The organism is Olleya namhaensis, from assembly GCF_900114005.1.
GTDB lineage: Bacteria > Bacteroidota > Bacteroidia > Flavobacteriales > Flavobacteriaceae > Olleya > Olleya namhaensis.
In genome coordinates this window covers 19,658-44,472 of record NZ_FORM01000009.1, presented here as the reverse complement: position 1 = coordinate 44,472, position 24,815 = coordinate 19,658, and the positions used below count along the sequence as shown (strand labels likewise).

18 protein-coding genes are annotated in these 24,815 nt (G+C 32.8%); 10 read left to right on the top strand and 8 right to left on the bottom strand.

Annotation, left to right across the window (positions count from 1 at the left end; genetic code table 11):
• The first annotated feature begins 149 nt into the window (after positions 1-149).
• The 3 genes from BMZ09_RS13870 (at position 150) to BMZ09_RS13860 (ending at position 2,685) form a co-directional block, all read left to right on the top strand.
• Complete coding sequence (locus BMZ09_RS13870; RefSeq protein WP_245741152.1) at positions 150-1,121, top strand: sensor histidine kinase; 972 nt, start codon at positions 150-152, stop codon at positions 1,119-1,121.
• Positions 1,118-1,822, top strand: coding sequence for a LytR/AlgR family response regulator transcription factor (locus tag BMZ09_RS13865; protein WP_090841671.1), 705 nt, complete (start codon positions 1,118-1,120; stop codon positions 1,820-1,822). Before BMZ09_RS13870 ends, BMZ09_RS13865 begins: the two co-directional genes overlap by 4 nt.
• Before the next feature lie 83 nt (positions 1,823-1,905).
• On the top strand, positions 1,906-2,685 hold the full coding sequence (locus BMZ09_RS13860) for a nitrilase family protein (RefSeq protein WP_090841669.1): 780 nt from the start codon (positions 1,906-1,908) through the stop codon (positions 2,683-2,685).
• Here BMZ09_RS13860 and BMZ09_RS13855 read toward each other — a convergent pair.
• Both BMZ09_RS13855 and BMZ09_RS13850 read right to left on the bottom strand, forming a co-directional pair.
• Positions 2,672-4,285 carry an Ig-like domain-containing domain gene (locus BMZ09_RS13855; RefSeq protein WP_090841666.1) on the bottom strand — a complete coding sequence of 538 codons (1,614 nt, stop codon included), beginning with the start codon at positions 4,283-4,285 and terminating at the stop codon, positions 2,672-2,674. The genes BMZ09_RS13860 and BMZ09_RS13855 overlap by 14 nt on opposite strands.
• Before the next feature lie 57 nt (positions 4,286-4,342).
• On the bottom strand, positions 4,343-5,026 hold the full coding sequence (locus BMZ09_RS13850; RefSeq protein ID WP_090841664.1) for a ComF family protein: 684 nt from the start codon (positions 5,024-5,026) through the stop codon (positions 4,343-4,345).
• 156 nt (positions 5,027-5,182) lie between these two features.
• On the opposite strand from BMZ09_RS13850, the gene BMZ09_RS13845 reads away from it, so the two are divergent.
• From BMZ09_RS13845 to BMZ09_RS13830, 4 genes are all read left to right on the top strand, one after another.
• Positions 5,183-6,091, top strand: coding sequence for a hypothetical protein (locus tag BMZ09_RS13845; RefSeq protein ID WP_090841662.1), 909 nt, complete (start codon positions 5,183-5,185; stop codon positions 6,089-6,091).
• 164 nt (positions 6,092-6,255) lie between these two features.
• A complete protein-coding gene (locus tag BMZ09_RS13840; RefSeq protein WP_090841660.1) occupies positions 6,256-7,161 on the top strand; it encodes an SH3 domain-containing protein in 906 nt (301 codons plus the stop codon).
• 112 nt (positions 7,162-7,273) lie between these two features.
• Complete coding sequence (locus tag BMZ09_RS13835) at positions 7,274-7,831, top strand: class I SAM-dependent methyltransferase (protein ID WP_090841659.1); 558 nt, start codon at positions 7,274-7,276, stop codon at positions 7,829-7,831.
• Positions 7,832-7,879: 48 nt separating this feature from the next.
• A complete protein-coding gene (locus BMZ09_RS13830) occupies positions 7,880-9,421 on the top strand; it encodes a glycine--tRNA ligase (protein ID WP_090841657.1) in 1,542 nt (513 codons plus the stop codon).
• A 79-nt stretch (positions 9,422-9,500) separates the two neighbouring features.
• Here the strand turns inward: BMZ09_RS13830 and BMZ09_RS13825 are convergent, their stop codons facing one another.
• The 6 genes from BMZ09_RS13825 to BMZ09_RS13800 all read right to left on the bottom strand — a co-directional run bounded on the left by BMZ09_RS13825 (position 9,501) and on the right by BMZ09_RS13800 (position 21,598).
• The gene (locus BMZ09_RS13825) at positions 9,501-10,082 is read right to left on the bottom strand and encodes a hypothetical protein (protein ID WP_090841655.1); all 582 of its coding nucleotides are present in this window, start codon (positions 10,080-10,082) and stop codon (positions 9,501-9,503) included.
• Between the two features lie 95 nt (positions 10,083-10,177).
• Positions 10,178-12,154, bottom strand: coding sequence for a heavy metal translocating P-type ATPase (locus BMZ09_RS13820; protein WP_090841652.1), 1,977 nt, complete (start codon positions 12,152-12,154; stop codon positions 10,178-10,180).
• Between the two features lie 21 nt (positions 12,155-12,175).
• Entirely contained in the window at positions 12,176-13,321 is a 1,146-nt protein-coding gene (locus BMZ09_RS13815) for an efflux RND transporter periplasmic adaptor subunit (RefSeq protein ID WP_090841650.1), read from the bottom strand.
• 4 nt (positions 13,322-13,325) lie between these two features.
• Positions 13,326-17,639 carry a CusA/CzcA family heavy metal efflux RND transporter gene (locus BMZ09_RS13810; protein WP_090841648.1) on the bottom strand — a complete coding sequence of 1,438 codons (4,314 nt, stop codon included), beginning with the start codon at positions 17,637-17,639 and terminating at the stop codon, positions 13,326-13,328.
• A 66-nt stretch (positions 17,640-17,705) separates the two neighbouring features.
• A complete protein-coding gene (locus BMZ09_RS13805) occupies positions 17,706-18,095 on the bottom strand; it encodes a hypothetical protein (protein ID WP_090841645.1) in 390 nt (129 codons plus the stop codon).
• A 59-nt stretch (positions 18,096-18,154) separates the two neighbouring features.
• The gene (locus tag BMZ09_RS13800) at positions 18,155-21,598 is read right to left on the bottom strand and encodes a hypothetical protein (RefSeq protein ID WP_090841643.1); all 3,444 of its coding nucleotides are present in this window, start codon (positions 21,596-21,598) and stop codon (positions 18,155-18,157) included.
• A 208-nt stretch (positions 21,599-21,806) separates the two neighbouring features.
• Here BMZ09_RS13800 and BMZ09_RS13795 point away from each other — a divergent pair, with 208 nt between their 5' ends.
• From BMZ09_RS13795 to BMZ09_RS13785, 3 genes are all read left to right on the top strand, one after another.
• The gene (locus BMZ09_RS13795; RefSeq protein WP_090841641.1) at positions 21,807-22,568 is read left to right on the top strand and encodes an exodeoxyribonuclease III; all 762 of its coding nucleotides are present in this window, start codon (positions 21,807-21,809) and stop codon (positions 22,566-22,568) included.
• A 21-nt stretch (positions 22,569-22,589) separates the two neighbouring features.
• On the top strand, positions 22,590-23,543 hold the full coding sequence (locus tag BMZ09_RS13790) for an OmpA family protein (RefSeq protein WP_090841639.1): 954 nt from the start codon (positions 22,590-22,592) through the stop codon (positions 23,541-23,543).
• A 177-nt stretch (positions 23,544-23,720) separates the two neighbouring features.
• Positions 23,721-24,755 carry an aldo/keto reductase gene (locus BMZ09_RS13785; protein ID WP_090841637.1) on the top strand — a complete coding sequence of 345 codons (1,035 nt, stop codon included), beginning with the start codon at positions 23,721-23,723 and terminating at the stop codon, positions 24,753-24,755.
• Positions 24,756-24,815: the final 60 nt, after the last annotated feature.

Genomic DNA, 24,815 nt, shown 5'->3' with positions numbered 1-24,815 from the left:
TTTAATTTTAATTGATTAGTAATTATTTAAACCAACAACACACTTAAGCTTATAAACAACACACTTTTTGCAGTTTGCATTGCTTTTAATGGTTTTTGTACTTTGTTTTTTGATGGTTTTAGCTTTTTGGTTTACTTTCAAGCTAAATTATGATAAACTTAAAAAAACATACGTCGCAAATCTTAGTACATCTGCTGTTTTGGATGCTATTTGTATTTGTGTCTTTATTTATCTTTTCCAGATATTATTGGGCCGAAAACCCATTTTTGCAATATTTATCCATTTTAGGTGTCATTGTATATGTTAACCATTTTGTGTTATTACCCTTTTTTGTAAAACGAAAATGGTATAAATGGTATGGCTTAGTTTTTATAGCAATATCTTTTTTTGCTACGCAATTGTATTGTAATGTCTTTGCACAATGTGGTTGTTCTATAATGAAATGCTTAAGTGACTACCTTTGGCAGACATTGGTGCCATTAATATTTTTCTCTTTTATTTGGATGTTATTTCGGTTTTTGGACGAGCAAAGTCAAAAGGAATACATGATACAACAGCATGAGAAAATGGAATTAAAGTTTTTGAAATCTCAAATAAACCCACATGTCTTGTTTAATAATTTGAATACTATTTATTCGTATTCAATAGAAAAACCAAACGAAACACCTGAGCTTATTTTGATGTTGTCAGACAATTTGAAGCATGTCTTATATGAGAGTAATGCTCAGTTTGTCGATTTAAATAAGGAACTTCAATTTTTAGATAATTATATTAAGTTTCAGAAGATAAGAACAGAAGGTGTTAAGCATATCAAGTATACTACTAATGTAAAATCAGATTACATTAAAATTGGACCTTTATTGTTAATTACCATTATTGAAAATGCATTTAAACACAGTACATTACATAGCACTATTTTTATACAAATTACTGAAGAAAAAAACACGTTGATTTGTACGTGCATCAACGATTTTGAACATAATAATACGGACGATAACCACTCTAAAATTGGATTCAAAAATCTAAAAAAGCGATTGGATTTGTTGTATCCTAATAAGCATCAGTTACAAATTGAAAAGACAGAGCAGTTTAAAGTAATTTTAACCTTAGATCTATCATGACTTGTATAATTATTGAAGACGAAATACCTGCCCAGAATTTACTTAAAAACTATTTAAGTAAATTACCTAATGTGCAATTGTTAGGTACATTTCAATCTGCTATTCAGGCTCATAATTACTTTAAAACAAGCACAGCGGATGTTGTGTTTTTGGATGTTAATTTACCAGATATATCTGGTTTAGATTTTATAAAAACGGTAAAAAGTCCACCTGCAATTATAATGACAACTGCTTATCCAGATTATGCAGTGAGCTGTTTTGAGTTAGATACAATTGTCGATTATTTAGTGAAACCTTTTGGTTTTGATCGTTTTTTAAAAGCTGTAAACAAAGCGGAAGACAGAGCAAATAACAACATAGATATTAATACAGTAGATACTAAAGTGGTTGAGGATTCTATTTTTTTGAATGTGGATAAAACACTACATAAAATTGTATTAAGTGAAATTTTGTATTTAGAATCTGATAGAAACTATATTACTGTAGTTACTAAAACACAAAAACTGTCTTATATAGATTCTCTTAAAAATTGGGTAGAAAAACTACCGAAGCAAGACTTTATTCAAATTCACAAATCATATATAATTAACGCTACTTACGTGAGTAAAATATCAGGAAATGAGGTCTTTATTAATACGCAACGTTTGCCTATAGGAAGAACTTATAAAGCGGATTTGCTTAAAAAATTAAGAATTGTTTAATGGGTGTCCATTTGTTGTAATTTCTGTTTATTTTTAGAGTAAAGTTAATCGCACAGTCATAACAAGATCTTAAATCATACAAATTGGATAATAAATTAAACGTAGCAATTATTCAGGCTAACTTGGCTTGGGAAAACCCAATTCAGAATAGGCTAAACTTCACACAAAAAATTGAAAACTTAACCAATACTGTTGATCTTATTGTGTTGCCAGAAATGTTTACTTCTGGATTTACAATGTCTCCGCAATTGGTTGCAGAAACTATGGATGGTGCTACCGTGCAATGGATGTTAGCTTTGGCCAAACAGAAAACGGCTGCTATTGTTGGGAGTGTCGTTATTGAAGATAGCGGGCAATACTATAATCGATTAGTGTTTGTGCATCCCGATGGTAAAATAGATAGTTATAACAAGCGTCACACCTTTACTTTAGCGGGAGAAGACAAGGTGTATGCTAAAGGAGACCAAGTAGTGATAGTAGATTACAAGGGATTTAAAATTAAACCTTTGGTATGTTATGATTTGCGTTTTCCTGTATGGGCTAGGGTACAAGACAATTTTGATATACTATTATACGTCGCTAATTGGCCAACAAAACGTATTACCGCTTGGGATACCTTGTTGCAGGCTAGAGCAATTGAAAACATGTGCTATTGCATTGGTGTAAATAGGGTTGGTTTAGACGCTAATAATTACGAATATCCAGGACATTCTGCTGCTTATAATGTGTTAGGAAATGTGCTTGCTAACTTAAAGCCAAATACAGAAGGTGTAACAGAAGTCGTGTTGTCTAAATCTCATGTGGACAACACTAGAAACAAACTTAGATTTTTAGAAGATAAAGATGAATTTAGTTTAGAGTAAAATCTATAATAACTTCCCAACCTGATCTAATTTCTTCTACTTTTTTAGCATAACTTACACGTTCTGCTTGTTGCTTTTTAAGAAAGTTTCCTGAATCGTATTTTCTATTTTTATTAGTATCGTAGATAACTCTAACATAGTATTCTCCTGGTTTTAAAAAGAAAAAATCTAATGGTTTTGGCGTTGTGGCATATTGCTCATATTTTACTTCACCTGTTTTGTTTAAAAACTGAACGATTAGTGGGTAAGTTGCATTTTTTAGAATAACTCTGGCATTACCAAGACCAGATTCTTTAACGGTTCTTAAATTAAAATTTAAAGTGTCATTAGGTAAGTTGTAAAAGTCCGTAATTGTACTTGGTAGTAATTGGATCTTGTATAAATTGTCTTCCGTTTTATCAAAGTCGACCTCTATTGTGTTTTGTAAAGTATCTAATTTAGTAGTGAAACTAACCTTTGTAGAATCTTTGTCTAATATGGTTATTTTGCTTTTGTCAAATTTTGATATCGGAATATTAGCCGATAGCTTTAAGGTTTCAAAAAAGTCAATATTACTACTTGGACTAGCTTTTACTAGTAACGAGTCGCGTTTGTTATCTTTTATTCTAACTGTAAAAGTGTCTATTTTAGTTCTGTTAGTTACTTTAAACACTAATGAGTCCACCTCTAATTTTGGTTTGTAAAAATAGTTTAGTGTATCTGTTTTTTCATCTTTAAAATAACTGTAACTATAGTCTTTAGGCGCGTCAGACAATAAATCAATTGTCATGTCTTTGTAGTCTTCACCTTCAAAACCAAATGCTATTTTTTCGCCAGAAACTAAACGAGCACTTTCTGCTTTATAGTCTATTTCTTCTTTAAATATTTTTAATTCGTAAAACGCAGAAGTATCTGCAGATACGGTTATAAATTCTTCGTAAAAACCAATTTCGTCTGATTTTTGGTCAAACTTATTATTGGAATTATTATCCTTTAAAGCAATAAGCTTGTAAGCTCCTGCTTTTAAGTTTTCTAGTTTAAAATTAGTGGTGCTATCTAAAGTGTTAGTAATGTATTTTGGATTTTCTTTATATACAATAGAATCTGTGTAAGTCGAATCTGCTTCGTATAAATGAATAGAGATAAAAGGGTCTGTTGTTCTTTTTATTGCATCCATAACGCTTCCTTTTACAGATAACGAATCTATGTAATCTCCTGTTGAAAACACATACCTATAATAAGGATAAGGGTTTTCTTCGTTATTATCCACAATACTATTACCAAAGTTAATGGCGTAAGTTGTGTTAGGCGCTAACGTGTCAAGAATCTTGATTTTGATGTACTCACTTGGACTTCCTAAAGGTGTAATGTCCGGTTTTGTGTTCATTGGAGGCGATATAACCAGTTGTTTGGTTAGATCTTTTGTTTTAATATATTCGTCAAAATATATTTTAATCTCTTTACTATTAAAATTTGTCGAGAAGTTAGCAGGCTCAGAATATCTGATTTTAGGAGGTGTAACATCTTTTTCTCCTCCAGTAATATTACCTCTATTGGCGCAATTAATAAAAGTAAGCGCTAAAACGCAATAAAAACAAAAATTTAAGAGACGGTTTTGCATATGATTTTAAATGTGGTTACAAATTAACAACATATTTATGTTTTAACGAAAAATGCACTAGGCTATTGCCATTGTAGCGACACTTATTTTTACATTTTCAGCTTTTTTTAATTCTATTATACAAGCTTCTAATGTGTTTCCGGTGGTAATAATATCATCCACCAATAAGATGTGTTTGTTTTTAAGTTGTGACAATTGTGTTACTGCAAAGGTTTCGTTATTTAATTGCCATCGTTCCAGTCTTTTTTTAGAAGCTTGAGAGCTTGCGGTTGTTGTTACCTTAATTAAAAGATCATCATTATAAATGGTTTGCAAGGCTTGGGCAATTTTTTTACCAAATTCTGCACATTGATTATAGCCTCTTTTTTTTATCTTTTTTGGATGTAATGGCACAGGGATAACCAAGTCTATAGCTTTGTAATCGGTACATTGTTTTAGTTCTTCTCCTAGCCATTCGCCTAGAAAACTACTTACTTCTTCATTTTTTCCGTATTTAAGTTGGTGGAGTAGGTGTTGTACAATACCTTTTTTTTCAAACCTTAGTAAAGCTGTAGCTGCTTCTATTTGTGCCCTACCGTAAAACACGTTTTTTACAAAGGGGTCTTTAGAGGTGTGATAATCTGTGGTTGGCAAGACGTGTCTACAGGTGGTGCATAAAAAGGATTCATTATCGGATAGGAGGCTTTTACACGCGTTGCAGACCTTTGGGAAAAATAAATCAGCTAAGGCTTTAAAGCTCATAAAATATTGGTTTAATGCGGGTTGTAACTTAGATGAAGTGCATATAAATCCTTTTAAAAACTTTCAAAATTACTTTAGCACGGATTTTAATCAAGTTATCGAAAAATTATTACATATAGATATATTAGCAATAGTTTTGCATCAAATATTAAACTAATGATTATAAAATCCCAAATCTATAATCTAAGGTTAGTTATTGTTGCGCTATCAACATTAATGTGCGCTTTAGGTTATTACGCTTATAATAATTATTCGTCTTTAAACGAGTATCATGAGTTTCTAATTGACGAAAATGCTATGGTAGAATCAGAGCTTAGTCAAATGGTAGCTAGCTACGATTCATTGCGTTTTGATAATAGAGATTTGCAAACTAAATTGGATAATTCTAGAATTAGAATTGCACGCATCTTAGATTCTGTTAAATATCTAAAACCAGATGTTTATTTAGTGTCTCACTACAAGAAGCAATTGCAAGTCTTAAAAAATGAAAACAATAGTATTTTAGCGTTAGTTGAGAAATTAAACGCTGAAAACGAATTTTTAAAACAAGAAGCCATCCGCGTAGGCGCAGAGCTTGATCAAACTATTTCATTTTCTGAGCATTTAGAAAGCAAAAACTCAACTTTATCTATTATTAACAGTAAGTACCAAGAAAAGATAAATAAGGCTAAGGTCTTAAGTGTTTCCAGTATTGCTATGCAAGGTGTTAGGCGTGTGACTAACAACGGGGATATTAAAAGTACTACCACAGCAAGACGAGCAAAACAAATTAATGTGTGCTTTACTATTCCTGAAAATAAGTTTGCAGTAAAAGGTAAAAAGGAACTTTATGTACAAATAGTAGACCCTTTAAATAATGTTGTTGGAGATCAAGGGGTGTTTAATACAGAAGCATCCTCTTTAATTTACAGTAAGAAAATAATGGTGGACTATAAAAACAAAAACTTAGAGCAGTGTTTGTTTGTTAAACCATCTGAGGATCAGTCTTTACAAAAAGGCGATTACTATGTTACTGTGTACCATAAAAGTAGATTAATTGGTAAAACAACAATGACCCTTAAATAATATTAAAACCGTACGAAAACTCTTATTTTAAAGGGGTTTGAAAATTATATTGAAGTCTTTTTTTTAGCTTAAAAGGTTACTTTAACAATTTTTTCACCTCTTCATCGGTATTTAACAGTAAACCATATTTTAAATCAATAATTTTATTTGTAATTAATTTATACATGATAGTTATCCCTCATACTTACAACTATAGATTAGTAATTGGTTGCTTGGTTATTGCTTTGGTGTCTTTAGGTGCTTTTAGCTATTTTAACTTAGATAAGTTAGAAAGTTATAATACTTATGTCATTCAAGAAAAAAAACTTTTAGAGATTGAATTATCAGAAATGATAGTACGTTATGACGAAGTTGAAGTTAATAGTGTTGTGCTAAATGACAAACTTGAACAGTCTAAATTTAAAATAGAACGTATTTTAGATTCCATAAGAGTATTAAAACCAAGTGCATCTTTATTAACTGTTTATAGATCTAAAATTAAACTTCTGCAAAAAGAAAAAGCAGAGGTCCTAGCTTTAGTATCTAAACTTGAAAACGAAAACCAACGCTTATCCATAAAAACAGCCAAAGTTGAAGAGGATCTTCAAGGAGCTAGAAGCATAACAAATGCTTTAAAATCTGAGAATAAAGATTTAGCTTTTAATAATACGCAACTTTCTAAAAAAATTGAAGCTGCTAGCCATTTAGAGATAGGTAAGCTTAATGCAAAAGCTGTAAAACGTATTACCAAAAATCGTATTGTAGGGACTAATAAGTCTTATAAGTCTAATAAACTTCATGTAGCATTTACTGTATCTAAAAATAAGTTTGTTAACGAAGGTAAAAAGGATATTTACATACAAATTTTAAGTCCTAGTAACAATGTTGTTGCAGATCAAGGGTCTGTATCTTTTGGTAAACAATCTTTAATTTATAGTAAGAAAATCATTTTGGATTATAAAAATGAAGACATAAACCTAGATGCAATAATTACTACAGATGTTGATCAGCCTTTAACTAAAGGTGTGTATTTTGTAAATATTTTCCACGATAATACTAGGCTTGGAAGTACTTCTGTAACACTTAAATAGCGTTAAATATTATACAAATAAAACCGTTACATTCGTAATGGTTTTATTTTTGCGTTTACACGAATAAATAAAAATCATATATTCGTTAAAATTATCTCTAAAAAATCCTTTTTTGAACAAAATCAACTTTTTAAAAGAATCACTTAAAAGTTTAAAAACTTCTGGGACATTGTTTCCTAGTTCTAGATTCTTGGCGTCAAAATTATTGAAGAGTATAGATTTTGAAACAACAAAATTAGTAGTAGAGTTTGGACCTGGAAATGGGATTATAACTAAAGAGATTTTAGCAAGATTAAAACCGGATGCTACTTTAATTACTTTTGAAATAAATGATAGTTTTTATAAGGCTTTGCTTAAAATTGAAGATTCAAGATTAATTGTGTCTAACCAATCCGCAGATAAAGTATTAGAGGTGATTAAACAACATGGTTTTTCATCTACAGATTACATTGTTTCTAGTTTGCCATTAACTAATATTCCTAAGCCAATTTCGGCTGTTATTTTAGATAGCGCTTACAAAAGTTTAAACCCAAAAGGGTATTTCTTTCAATACCAATATAGTCTTACCTATTATTCTGCATTAAAAGAAATTTTTAAGGGCAACGTAGATTTAGGTTTCGAGCCTTTAAACGTTCCTCCAGCTTTTGTTTATACTTGTCAAAAAGACTAATCAATTTTTGGTTGTACACTTTTATTTATCGTTTATCTTTGTACTATTATGGCAAACAACGACGATCAATTTAAAAAAGTAATCTCTCACGCAAAGGAGTATGGTTACGTATTCCAAAGTAGTGAAATCTACGATGGACTTAGCGCAGTTTACGACTACGCTCAAAACGGAGCAGAATTAAAGAAAAATATACGCGACTACTGGTGGAAAGCAATGGTGCAAATGCACGACAATATTGTAGGTATTGATGCTGCAATATTTATGCATCCAACCACTTGGAAGGCTTCAGGACACGTAGATGCATTTAGCGACCCTTTAATTGACAACAAAGATTCTAAAAAACGTTACAGAGCTGATGTTTTGGTAGAGGATTACTGCCTTAAAATAGAAGCAAAAATAGATAAAGAAGTTGCTAAAGCTGCAAAACGTTTTGGAGAAACTTTTAATAAAGAAGAATTTTTAGCAACTAACGGTAGAGTTTTAGGATATCAAGAAAAAATTGATACCATCTTAAAACGTTTAGGAAAATCTTTAGAAGCTGAAGATTTAGCAGATGTTAAAGCATTAATAGAAGAGTTAGAAATAGCTTGTCCTTTAAGCGGAAGCAGAAACTGGACGGATGTTAAGCAGTTTAACTTAATGTTTGGTACCAAACTTGGTGCAACAGCAGAGACTGCAATGGATTTATATTTACGTCCAGAAACAGCACAAGGTATATTTGTAAACTTCTTGAATGTTCAAAAAACAGGAAGAATGAAAATTCCTTTTGGTATCGCGCAAACAGGTAAAGCGTTTAGAAATGAGATTGTTGCAAGACAATTTATTTTTAGAATGCGTGAGTTTGAACAAATGGAAATGCAATTTTTTATCAAACCTGGGACTCAGAAAAAATGGTTTGAACATTGGAAAGAAACTAGAATGAAATGGCACCTTTCTCTTGGAATGGGGCAAGATAATTACCGTTTCCATGATCACGAAAAATTAGCACATTATGCTGATGCAGCTACAGATATCGAGTTTAAATTCCCTTTTGGTTTTAAAGAATTAGAAGGAATACATTCTCGTACAGATTTTGATTTAAAACAACACGAAGAATTTTCTGGTAAAAAACTACAATACTTTGACCACGAAGACAACGCAAGTTATACACCATACGTTTTAGAAACGTCTATTGGTTTAGACCGTATGTTTTTAGCAGTATTTTCTAATGCTTTAGTTGAAGAAGAATTAGATAACAATACAACAAGAACTGTATTGAAATTACCAGCGGTTTTAGCGCCAGTAAAAGCAGCTATTTTTCCTTTAGTAAAAAAGGATGGTTTACCAGAAGTAGCAAAACAAATTGTTGAAGATCTTAAATGGGACTTTAATGTATTTTATGACGAAAAAGATGCGGTTGGTAAACGTTACAGACGTCAAGATGCTAATGGTACACCATTTTGTATTACAGTAGACCACGACACTTTAACGGATAATACGGTTACTATTAGACATAGAGACACAATGGAACAAAAACGTGTTGCTATCTCAGATCTTAAAGACATCATCAAAAAAGAAGTTGATGTAAAAGAGTGGCTAATGAAGATGTAATAGCTTTCAAAAGTAGATGTAATAAAAAATAAAAAGCCCAAACTAATTAGTTTGGGCTTTTTATTTTTTAATTTAAATGTTAGAATCTAATTCCAAAATTAATTCCAAATCTTGGCTCAACATTATCCAAGTAATCATCATCAATACTACCAAGATTTCTTGCTATTTCTCCGTTAATTCCCAACGTAAAAGTGTCATTAAACACCCATTTATGACCAATACCAAAGCCTAAAGAAAAACCGTCTACATCATACGTATATTCTTCTTCTACATTAGTGTCACTAATATAGTCGTAATAGTAATAATCTTCTACAGTTACAGTTCCTGTTCTAAGTTTGGCTTGCGGATAAAAGTAAAAACCAGCATGATCTTTTTTCTTTGAAAAATAGATAACATATGCTGCTTTAAGACTAATAGCATCAGAGTCTTTTATATATCCAGTATCATAGTAAGCATAAGTGTCAAAAAACGTTGCTCCAATAAAAAGCGACTGATTTTTTTCTAAATAACGTTCGTAATTAACGTTAAATGATCCTGCGACTACTAAGTCAAATAAATTTGATGAAATTTCATTTTTTTTTGTAGTTGTTTCAATGTCTTTTTGAGCAAATCCATAAAAGGATGTCAATAATAAAACGAATAATAAATGTGTTTTTTTCATAAATTTGGTTGATTGATTAAAGCGTATAACTTATCAAAAGCTATACCATTATTAGATGTTAAATGTAGTAAAAGGTTGCGTAAATAAATACGGTTTTATAAATGTTCTTTATAACCTAGTAAACGTAAAGCATTCAAAACAACCACTATGGTTGATCCTTCATGAAATAATACAGCTAATCCAATATTAGTTAATCCAAGAATTGTAACAGGAACAAGTATAGCGACAACGCTTAGGCTAATAAAAATATTTTCTTTAATAATGCGTTTAGACGCTCTACTTAACCCAATAACAAAAGGTAGATTTTCTATTTTATCAGACATTAACGCAACGTCTGCAGTTTCTAAAGCCACATCGCTTCCTGCTGCTCCCATAGCAATACTAACGGTGCTTAATGCCATTGCTGGTGCATCATTTACGCCATCTCCAATCATGGCGATTTTCCCGTCTGTTGCTAACAAATCTTTAATAGCTTTAACTTTATCTTCTGGTAATAAATTTCCTTTTGCTTCTGTTAAACCTATTTGTTTTGCAATGGCATCACCAACATTTTGATGATCTCCTGTTAGCATAATCATACGTTTAATACCAATTGCTTTTAGCCTTTTTAATGTGCTTTCTGCAGTTTGTCTTGGTGTATCCATAACGCTTATTATACCTATTACTTTGTTTTTTAAAGCAACCAACATAACGGTATGACCATGTTTTAAAAGGCTTTCCATTTTTGTGATTACAGAATCTTCAAAAATGACACCTTCATCTTGCATTAATTTTAGATTACCAATAAACACTTTGGCATTATTGTAAGAGGCTGTAACTCCTTTTCCTTGTATGGCTTCAATACTTTTAGCAACGCCTTTAAAACGTATGTTATGTAGCTTTTCAATGTCCTTTGCTATTGCTTTTGCTAGTGGATGATTGCTTAAACTTTCGACTTCTAAAATAATTTGTAGAAATTCATTTTCATCAAAATTATTTATAGCAATCACATTGGTTAATTTTGGCTTTCCTTCAGTTAACGTTCCTGTTTTATCAAACGCAATTGTGGTAATGCTCCCTAAATCTTCTAACGCTTTTCCGCCTTTAATTAAAACCCCTTTTTGTGCTGCTCTTGCAATTCCGCTAAGGACTGCACTTGGTGTAGATATGGCCAAAGCACAAGGACTTGCTGCTACCAAAACAGTTATGGCTCTGTATAAACTTTCGTTAAACGTTTCGTCAATAATTAAGTAGGCAAAACAGAGTAAAACAACCACTATGATTACTATTGGGACATACCATTTTTCAAACTTTTTGGTTAAGCGTTGGGTTGGCGATTTTTGTGTTTCTACCTCACTCACCATTTTAATTAATCGTGCCACTGTTGAGTCGTGACTAAGTTTTAAAACATGTACTTCAATGGTGCTATCTCCATTTATAGTACCTGTAAATGCAATATGTTTTTTATCGATGTGTTTAAATTCCGGTAAATTATCTAAAGTTGCAATCGCTGTTTTATCAACAGGCATACTTTCTCCTGTAATTGGTGCTTGATTTATACTGCTGTTTCCACTAATTATTACACCATCTGCAGCAATTTTAGTACTTGGTTTTATAACAATAATATCACCAATTTTTAAATTTTCAATTGGGGTTTCAATAAGCTGATTTCCATTTTTAACTATTGCTGTTTTTGGAGATAAATCACTTAATGCTTCAATAGATTTTTTAGCTTTATTCATAGCGTAATGCTCTAACGCGTGACCTAAACTAAATAAAAATAGAAGCAAAGCACCTTCTGCCCAACTGCCAATGTATGCAGCTCCAATAGCAGCAGCAATCATTAGAAAATCGATATCAAATTGGCCTTTTGGTATTTTTTTTAACGCTTCAATAGAAATGAAATAACCACCAAAAAAGTATGAAACCATGTAGCTTATTAATGATGCCCAAGCTGGTAAATCGGTTAGTTTTTCAATAGTAAAACCAGTTATTAAAAAAATACCGCAAAGTATAGCAAAATAGAGTTCTGTTTTTTTTCCAAAAATCAAATTATGACTGTGGTTGTGTCCGTTGTTATTATGGTTTTCCATAGTAGTTGTTTTAAATCTTAATTAATGATTATGCCCATCGTCACTCTCATTTAATAGCATACTATTTCCTTTTACTAGAATTTGTTTGTCTTTTAAAAGGCTAGTGTTTAAAATTTCAACAGTATTTTCTGTTTGCTTTCCAAGCTCTAATTTAACTTTTTCTAAAAGAAACTCGTCTCCATGAGCTTCTTCTAAAATTAAAACATAAAAGTCATTTCCAACCTCAATAATAGCTTCTTTAGGCAGTCCAATACTTTTGATGCTATTAATAATAATATCAGCATCAACAAACATCCCAACAATAAAATGCTCTTTGTCATTATCTACGTGTCCATGTACTTTTACGCGTCTAGTTTGCTCGTCAATAGTAGTTCCAACAAGATGGACTTCTGCTTCAAAGGTTTTATCTGAAGCTTCTGGAATTTTGAATGTAATTTTTTGATCTTTCTTAATTTGCATAATGTCTTTTTCGAAGACCGATAATTCTAAATGAATGTGGTCAATATCTACAATTTCCATGATAACATCGCTAGGCGAAACATAGGTTCCGTTGCTAACATTAACCTTTGTAACGTGACCAGAAATTGGGGCGTATAAATTTATAGTCGAAGTTATGCGTCCTTGTTCTACATTACTCGGATTAATATTTAGCATTTGTAATTTTTTGCGTAGTCCATTATAATGGGCGCGGTTACTTTTATACGCACTTTCAGCTTTTAAGTAGTTTTTTTCTGAAGTAATTTTTTCTTCAAACAATGTTTTTTGTCTGTTAAATTCAGATTTTAAGTAATTTAATTGCTCTGAAACTTCTAAATAATTTTGCTGCAGCTCAACAAATTCTGGATTTTTTAGAGTGACTAATAGTTGTCCTTTTTTTACTTGATCCCCGATTAATAATGGTGTTTTTGTAATATAACCACCGCTAAAAGTAGTGATGCTTGATTTGTTGTGAGGCGGTACATCAATCATTCCGTTTACTTTTACGGTTTCATTAAAAGCATATTCCGCTAACGTTCCAAATGCCATTTTTTCGCCTTCAAACTGTGCTTTTGTAATGGTTATTTCGTCATTATGTGTTTCCGTTTCAGGAACTATTTCTACTTTTTTTTCTGAATTTCCGCAGGCTACTAAAACCAGTGAAAATAATAGGATATATATCTTGTTCATCTCTTTATAGTGTTAAATGATTGATGGTGATTACGGTTTGGTTGTATTGATTTAATTGTTCTAAATAGCTAAGCTGAATATCTTTCGCAGTTTCTAAACTCTGTATGTATTGAAAGAAATCAATTTCACCTTCTTTAAAAGTTCTATTTGCTGTTTTTATTATTTCTTCGGAAAGGGTTTTACCTTGCGTTTCGTAATAATTAATAGCGTCTTCATACTGCTGAAGCTTTGCCAATAACGATTGATATTCGGCATTTAATTTAGCCTGATAATCTTGTTTTTGTTCGGCAATAATATCTTGTGCAATTTTTGAAGCTTTAATTTTTGAGCGTTGACCACCAAATAAAACAGGAATTTTAAGACCCAATTGATAGCCTTTAATATTATCGTTTAGAGTACTGTTTGTACCTTGAAAGTATTCCGCATTTAAATCTGGAAGTAACTTTTGTTTTTCTAATTTAGTTTGTGCTTTTTGATAATTAATAGTAGCGTCAAAAACGGATAATCCGACATTTTGATTAACAGACAATTGTTCTACTTCTAATTTTTGTAGTAATCCGTCTTTAATAGTAAGAGAATCTACTTGCACTATCTTTTTAAGCTGTTGGTTATATAAAGTCACCTCTTGCAGTGATTGTTTATAAAGTGTTTCCAATTGTTTCTGTTTGGATTGTGCGGTAATCATTTCTAGATAATTAGTTTCACCTAACTCAAAACGACGCTTTGCTTTTTGTGCAAAATCTTTATACAAGCTGTCTAAATATTTATAGTTTTTAGCTTTGTTTTTAGCATAACTTAACTGGTAATAATTGGCGTAAACTTGTTTTGTCAATTGCTGTAATTGTAAACTAAAATTAGCTTCTTGTAAACTTACTTTAGATTCGTTTACTTTCTTTTCAGCAAAATAAACCGTTGGAAATTTAAAGTCCTGTGAGATGCCAAAAACCTTAAGAGGTACATTGTTTATAGCTAAATTACTTTCGTCATAATTATAATAAACGCTCGTTTTATCAAACGTAAAAGCTGAGCCAACTAAAGCGTTGGATTGCTCAATTTTTAAGTTTTCAGCTTTTAAATTCGCATTATTGTCAATTGCTAATGCTATTGTTTGTTCAATATTTAATGGTTTGTTTTGTGCTTGAATACTAATAGTTAATAGCAAGACAATCACAGAAATAATAGTTTTCTTATTCATTTTAAGCGCTTTTTTTTCTTCGTACCAAGCATATAAAACAGGTAATACCACTAAGGTTAATAAGGTTGCAGTTACTAAACCACCAATAACAACCGTTGCTAAAGGGCGTTGTACTTCTGCACCTGCATTTGTAGAAATAGCCATAGGTAAAAAGCCTAAAGCAGCAGCTGCGGCTGTAAGTAAAACGGGGCGTAAACGTTCTGTGGTTCCTTTTTTTATACGTTGGTTTATGTTACTAAAACCTTCCGCTTTAAGCGCTTTAAAATGCTCGATTAATACAATTCCGTTTAGTACTGCAATTCCAAATAATGCAATAAAACCAACGCCTGCAGATATGCTAAATGGTAAATCTCTAGCCCATAATAATAGTATACCACCAACTGCGGATAACGGAATTGCAGAATAGACGATTAGTGCTTCTTTTACAGAGTTAAATGCAAAATAGAGTAGAATAAAAATTAAAACTAAAGCCAATGGAACGGCTAATAATAAACGGTCTTTTGCACTTTGAAGATTCTCAAATTGTCCGCCATACGTAATACTGTAACCAACAGGTAACTTTAATTTACTGTCTATAATGTTTTGCACGTCATTTACTACAGATTGTAAATCTCTGTTTCTAACATTTATACCAACTACAATACGACGTTTGGTGTCGTCTCGAGATATTTGAGCAGGACCAGTTGTATAGCTGATTTCTGCTAATTCGCTAAGCGGAATTTTATTTCCGTTAGGGGTGTCGATGTAAAGGTTTTCAAGACTTCCTATATCTTTTCTGTTGTTTTCTTTTAAACGTAGGACTAAGTCGAAACGTTTTTCGCCTTCAAAAACACTTCCAGATGTTTTACCCGCAAATCCCATAGAGATAACATCATTTAAATCTGAAATATTAAGCCCATATCGTGCAATTTTACTTCTGTTGAATTTTACACTCATTTGAGGTAAGCCTTCTACTTTTTCAACCGAAAGATCTACAGCGCCTTCAACGTTTTCAATAAGTTCTTTGATTTCATTTGCTTTGCTTGCTAATATCGATAGGTCATCACCAAAAATTTTAATGGCTACATCTGCTCGAACTCCAGTAACAAGCTCGTTAAATCGCATTTCTATAGGTTGTGTAAATTCAACTTCCATACCTGGAATTACGGTTAAAGCTTCTTTAAATTTATCTGCTAACGCGTCTTTGTTTTTAGCAGAAGTCCATTCGTTTTTAGGCTTAAGCTTTATAATTACATCGCTTTGCTCCATGGACATGGGGTCTGTTGGTACTTCTGCAGCTCCGATCCTACTGACTACTTGGTCTACTTCAGGAAAGTTGTCTAGTAGGATTTGTTCTATTCTAGTAGTGATTTCTATGGTTTTGCCTAGTGACGTTCCTGTTTTTAAAACCGGCTGAATAACAAAATCACCTTCATCTAAAGTGGGTATAAATTCGCCACCCATTCTACTAAAAACATAAATACTAGAGGTTAGTAATAATGCTGATAACACAACAACTATTCTTTTATTAGACAATGCCCAATTAATAATAGGTTGGTAGGCTTTATTTAAAAAGGTCATTAATCTAACCGACATGTTTTTTGCAGACTGTGTACTAGGTTTTAAAAACAAAGATGAGACTACAGGAACATAGGTTAAGCATAAAATCATGGCGCCTATTAAAGCAAAGCTGAACGTCATTGCCATAGGCTTAAACATTTTTCCTTCAATACCACTTAAAGACAGAATTGGAATAAACACGATTAAGATTATTAATTGCCCAAAAATCGCTGAATTCATCATTTTTGATGCGCTTTTTAGTGTTATTTGGTCAATTTCTGCTTGTTTTTCGGTTTTATTAATTTCAGAAAGATGCGATGCTTTGGACATGATTTGAAACGCAATAAACTCGACAATAATAACTGCGCCATCAATGATAATTCCAAAATCTATAGCGCCTAAACTCATTAAGTTAGCATCGACACCAAATTGACGCATCAATATAATGGCAAACATTAAGCTTAACGGGATAACAGAAGCTACGACTAAACCAGAGCGCCAATTACCAAGTAGTAAGACGACCACGAAAATAACGATTAGCGATCCTAGTATTAGGTTTTCGGCAACGGTGAATGTTGTTTTTGCAATCAGTTCGCTTCGTTCTAAAAAGCCATTTATATACACACCTTCTGGTAATGTGTTTTGTATGGATGCGACACGTTTTTTAACCGTATCAATAACTTCTTTAGAGTTGCCATCTTTAAGCATCATGATTTGTCCTAATACTTTTTCGCCTTCACCATTTCCTGTAATGGCTCCAAAACGTGTGGCGCTTCCAAAGCCGACAGTAGCCACGTCTTTTATGTATATTGGTGAACCATCATTTTTAACAACACTATTTTCTATATCTTCTAAAGAGCCAACTAGACCTTCGCCACGAATAAAAAAAGCTTTGTCATTTTTTTCAATATAACCACCACCAGAAACACTGTTGTTTTTTTCTAAAGCTTCGTAAACTTCTGCAATAGAAATGTTCATGGCAGTAAGCTTGTTAGGATTTATAGCAACCTCATATTGCTTTAAAAATCCGCCCCAAGTATTCACTTCAACCACGCCAGGAATTCCGGACAATTGACGCTTTACAATCCAATCTTGGATGGTACGTAGATCCATTGTGCTGTATTGGTCTTTGTAGCCCGGTTTGACATCTAAAATGTATTGGTAAATCTCGCCCAACCCAGTGGTTATAGGTCCCATTTCGGGTGTGCCAAAACCTTCTGGAATTTGTTCGGAAGCCGATTTGATTTTTTCGGCAATAAGCTGTCTAGGTAAAAAGGTTCCCATGTCGTCATTAAAAACGATGGTTACTACGGATAATCCAAACTTTGAAACAGAACGAATCTCTTCTACTCCAGGTAAATTAGCCATTTCTAGCTCTACGGGATAGGTTATAAATTGCTCTACATCTTGCGTAGATAAGTTTTGCGATGTTGTAATAACCTGTACTTGGTTATTGGTAATATCTGGCACTGCGCCAATTGGTATTTTAGTTAATGAAAAAATACCAAAGCCTATAATAAAGGCTGTAAATAGAAATATGATCAGCTTATTTTTTAAGCTGAATCTTATGATGTTTTCTAACATAATTCATAATATTTAAGAAATAATAAATGCCTGTTTGAAGCAAACAGGATTAAGATCTAAAATGAATTATGCGTGCTTGGGCGGCTGAAAAACAGAAGTTTTTTCAGAGTCTGTTACCGTTTCGTTGTAATGAAAATTAAAAGGGATTTCAATAAATTCGTACTGGTTAAAGTCAAAATTATTTGCAATACTTATAAAAGAGGTATTGATGTGTGTACACATGTGGTGATTATCCTTAAACGGAAGGTCTTTGTGTTCTTGATGATCATTATCATGCGTGTCTCTAGCGTCTCCGTAATGTTCTGCTAAAAACTGAAAAAACGTGTCACCATACATTTCTTCATGAAATTCTGCATGTTCTAACAACACACTAAACTTAGAAATATCTTCCAAGTTTATGTTGAAACTCTGAACGAGAATCAAAAGTGAATAAGTGATTGCTAAAATTTTGCTCATAATTATATACAAATTTACACAATTAGAAATGTCAATAGGTAACAAAGGTTACAAATGTCTTAAAAATAAGCTTTTAGTTGCACGTTTCCGGTATGGATGGTCTTGCTAGTTTCGGTCTTACGTCCAAAATAAGTTAGGTTTAAATCTAAAAATTTGGTTAGTTTTTTTTGTGCTAGTAAGGTCCAAGTAAAGTTTTTTCCGGGTTGTAAACCTTCTAGCATTTGGAAAGCAACAGGACTGTTGGCATTACCTTCAAAATTGTTATTAAAGACATTAAATTCGCCAGAAATGGCACCGACTTGCGCGTTGCCTTTAGGAGAAAACGCAAAAGATAGACCATATTTTTGCTGTTTTAAGGACTCTAGATTATTGATGGTATTGTCTTTGTTTGTAAATTGATAAAAGACATCAAATTGCACATTGTCGTTTAGTAAATAGGATAATTTAGGATTTAATTTATTAGTGTCAATGTCAAAGTTTTTACTACTAAAATTTTCGCTATTACTAAACTGTTGCTCTAAAGCAGAGGTCAAAGTCACTAGCCAACTATTTTTAATTTTATGGATAAAATTTAACTGATGACTCTTAAGATTGTTTTCAATAAATCCAAAGCTTAGTGTGTTTTCGCTACTATTCCATAAATAGGTGTAAGAAGTGGTGTAGCGTTGTTTTCCGCGATTAAAAAACAACACATTTCTAAAATTAAGCGTTAGTCCTAGTTGGTTGTCTTCGCCTTGCTTGAATGGATTTAAGTCGAAGTCATTATCGTTACGTATAATTTTTCGGTCTATTAGATAGCTACTTTGATTATAAAATTTGGAGAATATTTTTTTGGTTTTACTCTCAGCGTTTACCCAATCTATAGGATTTAGGGTAACGGTTTGACTTAATCTATTTTGATGTGTTTTAATAAAAACTTGATTAGGTAATAAGACTCTAATATATTCACCTTGATCTTGGAATTGTGCTATTTCAAACTCTTCTAATTCTTGGATGCCATTTTCGTTATAGTCAATCCATGTGTATGCACCTTGACCAGGCTCAACTTGGACATAAGTAAAGTCTTGCTGTGGTAAGGTTCCGGAATTAGTTTCGAAAGCGGTGTTCCAAATAATACCATTTTTTAAAAAACGTTGATTAAATAATAGGCGAGAGTTTAATGAGTTTTCATTTGCTTGCTCTTGGTCTTCATTTTTTAATGTTCTGTAATTAACATATAAAGACAGATTGTTTTTTTCGTTTTTAAGTAATCTAGAATCTAAGTAATACGTGTTAGAGCTATTGACGCGATCTAGTTTACCGTTACGCAAGCTGTCATTTACACGATATTTGTAACCAACTTCCGCATAAATATTAGTGCTGTCTCCAATACCAGTAAAAGCTTCGTAAGCAGTAAAACGTTGTGTTAAGTCTGTAAATTGCTGTGTTTGGTTAATACGTTCTTTATTTTCTTCAGCAGAAAAACCAGTTCCAATCCATTGTTTTTTTAGAGTGTATATGGCTTTGTTATACGTTCTAAAAAATTTAGAGGAGTTATCGCTACCATCAGCCTTTAATATATTGGTGTTGGTTGATAATCGTAAATTACCAATATTAATATTTGCTAAAATATTGTGTTTGCTTCCCGAAAAATTTTCGGAATAATCTAAATGCTGAAAGCTATAATTAATATAGCCTTTTTTATGATGAAAACTTTGTAGGCCAACCGATACTAATGTTTGGTCACCAAAGTTTGTGTTTAAAAGGTTAGAATTAGTTTGGCTTAAATTCCAATCACGGTTAAACTCTGGCGCATATAAACGTTGTATGGTTTTAAAGTTTTGCTGAATATAATCTGCATCCAAAACCGCATTTAAATTCCAAAGACTATCGTTTTTTATAATGTTTTGTTCGACGTTTAATTTACCTGCAAAACCGGTGTTGTTAGTGTCATCTGCACTAGAGAATAAGTTAAGATCATTTTTACTGGCTGCCAGTTCAAAACCAACGTTAGTTTTTTTAGTGGGTTTGTAAGCACCGTTTAGTGTCGCTATTTGTAATAATGTAGGCGCTACCAATTGTACAATCGGAGCGTAGTTACCTTGTTTTATGCCTGCGATAGGCGCGGTAAATTGATAGATATTATTTATGGCATTACTAGACGTTAGCGTGTAATCCCCTTGATTGTCTCCAACTAATGTAAAAGTGACGCCAAATAAGGTGTCGTCTGGATTGTTAGAAAACACATAGATATCTTCCCCATTAAAAAGCTCTTTTTTGTATAAGATCCGATTTTCATTAAAGGGTTCTGGTACCTCAGAAGATGTTACCATTTGTTGCGTGTCATCTCCTGCAGTACTTAAAATTAAGACTTGGTCTTCAGATAGATTTTGCTGCAATGGGTTGTTTTTAGAGTCGTTTTCAGAATAAACAGAGACGCCTAGTTTTAGTTTTTCGCTTTCATGAGTCCCACCGCCATAGGCTACAATTCTAGAGTAGTTTCTTTCTGAGTATTGAAAATCTATACTGATTCTCATTTCTGAAGTAACAGGGTAGGTCGGGTTGAAGATAATTTCACCTGCATTATAATCAATGATATAGTCTTCGTTCTCGCCACGTTTTAGTGCAACACCATTAACAAAAACAGTTTCACTTCCGGACACAATTAGTACAAATAATTCTCCGTTGGGGCCTTGTAATTTATAAGGACCTTGATTTCCTTCTTGCGCAGTAAATTGGAAATTTGCAAATTGACCACGGACAATAGCACCTGATGCAAATACATTAGTTTGCTGATCGTCGTCTCCAAACTTGGCTTTTACTTGCATACCTTGCACACGCTTTGTAAAGGATGCAAAATAGGATTGATTGTTTACCAAATCTATATCTCCTGCTCGGATGGCCCAATCGTCTGAAAATAGTTCTAAAAACACTTGGTCAAACTCATCTAAACGCTGAGAATAACCGGTTTCTTGTAACGGGATATTAGCATCTTGGATACTTGCTCTAAGTGATACTTTGTCGCTTAGTTTTCCGGTAATTTGTAAATCAAGCTCACTGTTTAACACTGAGTTTTGATTGTTTCCAATGGTGACCCCACGACTAATACTTCCTGAAGTTGTTAATCCATCAAAAGGGGTGTATGTTTTATTGGTATTGGGTTGTGTAAGTTTAACCAGTTTGTTAATGTTATCTGTATTTTCTACAATCACATTTTTATCAAATTGTGTGTAGGTTCTAGTTAAAAACTCAGGATAATTTTGATAGTTAATAATTATAGAATCGGTTGTTATCGGTTTTATCAAGGTAAGTATGGATTTACCAAAATCAACAGTGTAATAACTAGAGTCTATTGTTGCACCGGTCGTAGTTTCAATTTTAAAACCATTAGTATTAATACTGACGCTGTCAATTTGTATGGTTTTGTTGGTAGCAACAGTCTTTCGGTTTAACCCGTTAGTCTGTTCTTGCGCAAATGCAAAAATTCCGAAGAAAAACAAAAAACAGCTAATGGTAAGTTTCATCTCTATTTATAACACTAATATTACTATATTATTTTGTTAATATTTTTTCAGTAAAAGTGAAGTGATTTATCTTGTAAAAGTAAAGCATTATTTAATTTAGCCGAAACAAATGTTTTAAGCATTAAACAAGCTTGGTAAAAAGGTTGTTTTTTTAACTATAATCAATAGCAAACATTTTGTGAGCTATTAAAACAATTATTAAACACGCATGAAAATTATCTCATATAACGTCAACGGAATTAGGGCAGCAATCAATAAAGGGTTTATAGAATGGCTACAAAGCGCAGATCCGGATGTGATTTGTTTGCAAGAGATAAAAGCAATGGAGGAGCAGTTGGATTTAGAGTTGTTTAAAGAGGCAGGTTACCATTATAATTACTGGTTTAGTGCTCAGAAAAAAGGCTATAGTGGTGTGGCTGTATTGTGTAAAACAGAACCTAATCATATAGAATATGGTACCGGAATAGAATCTATGGATTTTGAAGGTAGAAATATTCGTGTAGATTATGACACGGTGTCTGTTATGAGCATGTATTTACCGTCAGGTACAAACGCAGCACGATTAGAACATAAGTTTGATTACATGGACTTAATCCAAAAATATTTAAATAAGTTAACGGATACGTTACCCAATTTAGTGGTTTGTGGAGACTATAATATATGCCACGAAGCTATTGATATCCATAACCCAAAAATGAAAGGTGTTTCTGGGTTTTTACCAGAAGAGCGCGAGTGGTTAGGTAATTTTATAGATTCTGGATTTATAGACTCGTTTAGATTTTTGCACCCGGAGCGTCAAGAATATTCTTGGTGGAGTTACCGTGCCAATTCTAGAGCTAATAATAAAGGATGGCGTTTAGATTATGCAATGGTTAGTCAGTCATTACAACAAAAAATAAAAAGAGCAGTTATACTACCTGAAGCTAAACATAGTGACCATTGTCCTATTTTAGTAGAAATTGAATCATAATCCCAAATAGTAATTAGTAAAATGAAAAACAGAATAACAGTTATCCTATTAGTGCTTATAGCTACCAGTTGTGTGTCGCCAAAAGTGTATAAAGAGTTAGAAAGCAAATACGCGACTTTAAAAAAGGAAAATAGAAATTTAAAAGATGAAAACGGTGATTTGTTAAAAGCTAAAAATAAAGCAGCAAATGACTTAGCGGAATTACAAGCAAAGTATGATAGTGCGGTAAAACGACGTGATCAGTTAAATACCGATTACACAATAGCTAAAAGTAAATATGACGCATTAAAAGCATCTTATGATGCATTGGATGCAAATAGTAGTTCTGCCATTGCAGCAAATACACAAAAAAACAGAGAGTTATTAGCACAGCTAGAAACTAAAGAGCAGGCTTTAGCTGCAGAAAATGCAAGATTAGAACAACTTAAAAAAGAGTTAGAGTCACGCTCACAACGTGTTGCAGATTTAGAAAGCATTATTGCGTCTAAAGAAGCTGAGATGACGGCGCTTAAAAATGCAATCTCAAGTGCGTTAACTGACTTTGAAGGTAAAGGGTTAACTGTAGAGCAGCGTAACGGTAAAGTATACGTGTCTATGGAAAACAAATTATTGTTTGAGTCAGGTAGTTGGGCAGTCGGGACACAAGGTCGCAGGGCGGTTAAACAATTAGGAACCGTGTTAGGTGACAATCCAGAAATCTCAGTATTAATAGAAGGGCATACAGATAATGCACCTTACCCAGCAAAAGGAAACATTAGTAATAACTGGGATTTATCCACAAAACGTGCCACAGCAATTGTGTCTATATTACAAGAAAACAATAATATAAAAGCAGATAATTTAACAGCTGCTGGTCGTGGAGAGTTTGCACCAATTGCACCAAACACAACACCAGAAGGGAAGGCTAAAAACCGTCGTATTGAAGTTATTTTAACGCCAAAATTGGATAAGATTACCAATCTTTTAAATAATTAATTAGGGCGTTACCACAAGGGTCGGGCTATCCGTTATATCTTTTTTTGCCATATATGGCAGCAAAAAAAGGATGCCACTACTATCCCTAACGCAAACCTTAACAAACATTTGACCTTTAGTTACTAACAATAATTAAAGGTCTTTTTTATATTTGTTAGAAAGCTAAACCACATTAAAATGAAATACACTACACTACCAAATACAGATATTAAAGTCAGTAAAATTTGCTTGGGTACCATGACCTTTGGTAATCAAAATACAGAAGCAGAAGGACATGCCCAATTAAATTACGCAGTAGAGCATGGTGTTAATTTTATTGATACAGCAGAGTTATATCCCGTGCCAGCAACAGCAGAGACATCTGGTAGGACTAGTGAGATTATTGGGACTTGGCTTAAACATCAAAAAAGGGAAGCGCTTGTTGTTGCTTCTAAAATTGCTGGAACAGGAGATTATACAGCACATATACGCACAACAGGGTTTACAGCAGCGTCTATTAGAGAAGCAGTTAATCTAGAATTAAAAAGACTACAAACAGATTATATAGATTTGTACCAATTGCATTGGCCAGAGCGTGAAACTAACACTTTTGGTGTTAGAGATTATAGTCATAATCCAAATGACCCTTGGACAGATAATTTTAGAGAAGTTCTAGAGGCTTTAGATCAAGTAAAAAAAGAAGGTAAAATTAGACAAATAGGGTTGTCAAACGAAAAGGCATGGGGAACGATGCGCTATCTAGAAGAGTCTAAAAACAATAATTTACCACGACCGGTAACCATCCAAAATGCATACTCACTTTTAAATCGCGTTTTTGAAGGGGATATGGCGGAGGTGTCTATTAGGGAAAATATTGGGTTGTTAGTCTATTCTCCTATGGCATTTGGTGTCCTTTCTGGAAAATATATTAAAGGAATAGAAGGGCAAAAGGCTCGTTTACATCTTTTTCCAAGATTTGCTAGATACAGTAGTCAACAAGCTACAGAGGCTACAAAACAGTATCTGCAATTAGCCGAAAACAATGGCTTAACACTGGCTCAAATGGCTCTTGCTTTTGTCAATCAACGACGATTTGTGACCGGTAATATTATTGGGGCAACTTCCGTAAATCAACTAAAAGAGAATATAGATTCTATAAATTTAACATTAAATACAGAGTTAATGCAACAAATAGATGCGATTCATGCAAAAATACCAAACCCTGCGCCATAGGTAATGTAGGTTTTATCTTCTATTTTTGTGCTTTTTGTCGACGTTTTTTGCTTTTAGTCT

Bases quoted from the DNA above. Each gene is read 5' to 3' on its own strand.
- BMZ09_RS13870 (WP_245741152.1), top strand. From the start codon at position 150: ATGATAAACTTAAAAAAACATACGTCGCAAATCTTAGTACATCTGCTG.
- BMZ09_RS13865 (WP_090841671.1), top strand. From the start codon at position 1,118: ATGACTTGTATAATTATTGAAGACGAAATACCTGCCCAGAATTTACTT.
- BMZ09_RS13855 (WP_090841666.1), bottom strand. From the start codon at position 4,285: ATGCAAAACCGTCTCTTAAATTTTTGTTTTTATTGCGTTTTAGCGCTT.
- BMZ09_RS13850 (WP_090841664.1), bottom strand. From the start codon at position 5,026: ATGAGCTTTAAAGCCTTAGCTGATTTATTTTTCCCAAAGGTCTGCAAC.
- BMZ09_RS13845 (WP_090841662.1), top strand. From the start codon at position 5,183: ATGATTATAAAATCCCAAATCTATAATCTAAGGTTAGTTATTGTTGCG.
- BMZ09_RS13840 (WP_090841660.1), top strand. From the start codon at position 6,256: ATGATAGTTATCCCTCATACTTACAACTATAGATTAGTAATTGGTTGC.
- BMZ09_RS13830 (WP_090841657.1), top strand. From the start codon at position 7,880: ATGGCAAACAACGACGATCAATTTAAAAAAGTAATCTCTCACGCAAAG.
- BMZ09_RS13825 (WP_090841655.1), bottom strand. From the start codon at position 10,082: ATGAAAAAAACACATTTATTATTCGTTTTATTATTGACATCCTTTTAT.
- BMZ09_RS13820 (WP_090841652.1), bottom strand. From the start codon at position 12,154: ATGGAAAACCATAATAACAACGGACACAACCACAGTCATAATTTGATT.
- BMZ09_RS13815 (WP_090841650.1), bottom strand. From the start codon at position 13,321: ATGAACAAGATATATATCCTATTATTTTCACTGGTTTTAGTAGCCTGC.
- BMZ09_RS13810 (WP_090841648.1), bottom strand. From the start codon at position 17,639: ATGTTAGAAAACATCATAAGATTCAGCTTAAAAAATAAGCTGATCATA.
- BMZ09_RS13805 (WP_090841645.1), bottom strand. From the start codon at position 18,095: ATGAGCAAAATTTTAGCAATCACTTATTCACTTTTGATTCTCGTTCAG.
- BMZ09_RS13800 (WP_090841643.1), bottom strand. From the start codon at position 21,598: ATGAAACTTACCATTAGCTGTTTTTTGTTTTTCTTCGGAATTTTTGCA.
- BMZ09_RS13795 (WP_090841641.1), top strand. From the start codon at position 21,807: ATGAAAATTATCTCATATAACGTCAACGGAATTAGGGCAGCAATCAAT.
- BMZ09_RS13790 (WP_090841639.1), top strand. From the start codon at position 22,590: ATGAAAAACAGAATAACAGTTATCCTATTAGTGCTTATAGCTACCAGT.
- BMZ09_RS13785 (WP_090841637.1), top strand. From the start codon at position 23,721: ATGAAATACACTACACTACCAAATACAGATATTAAAGTCAGTAAAATT.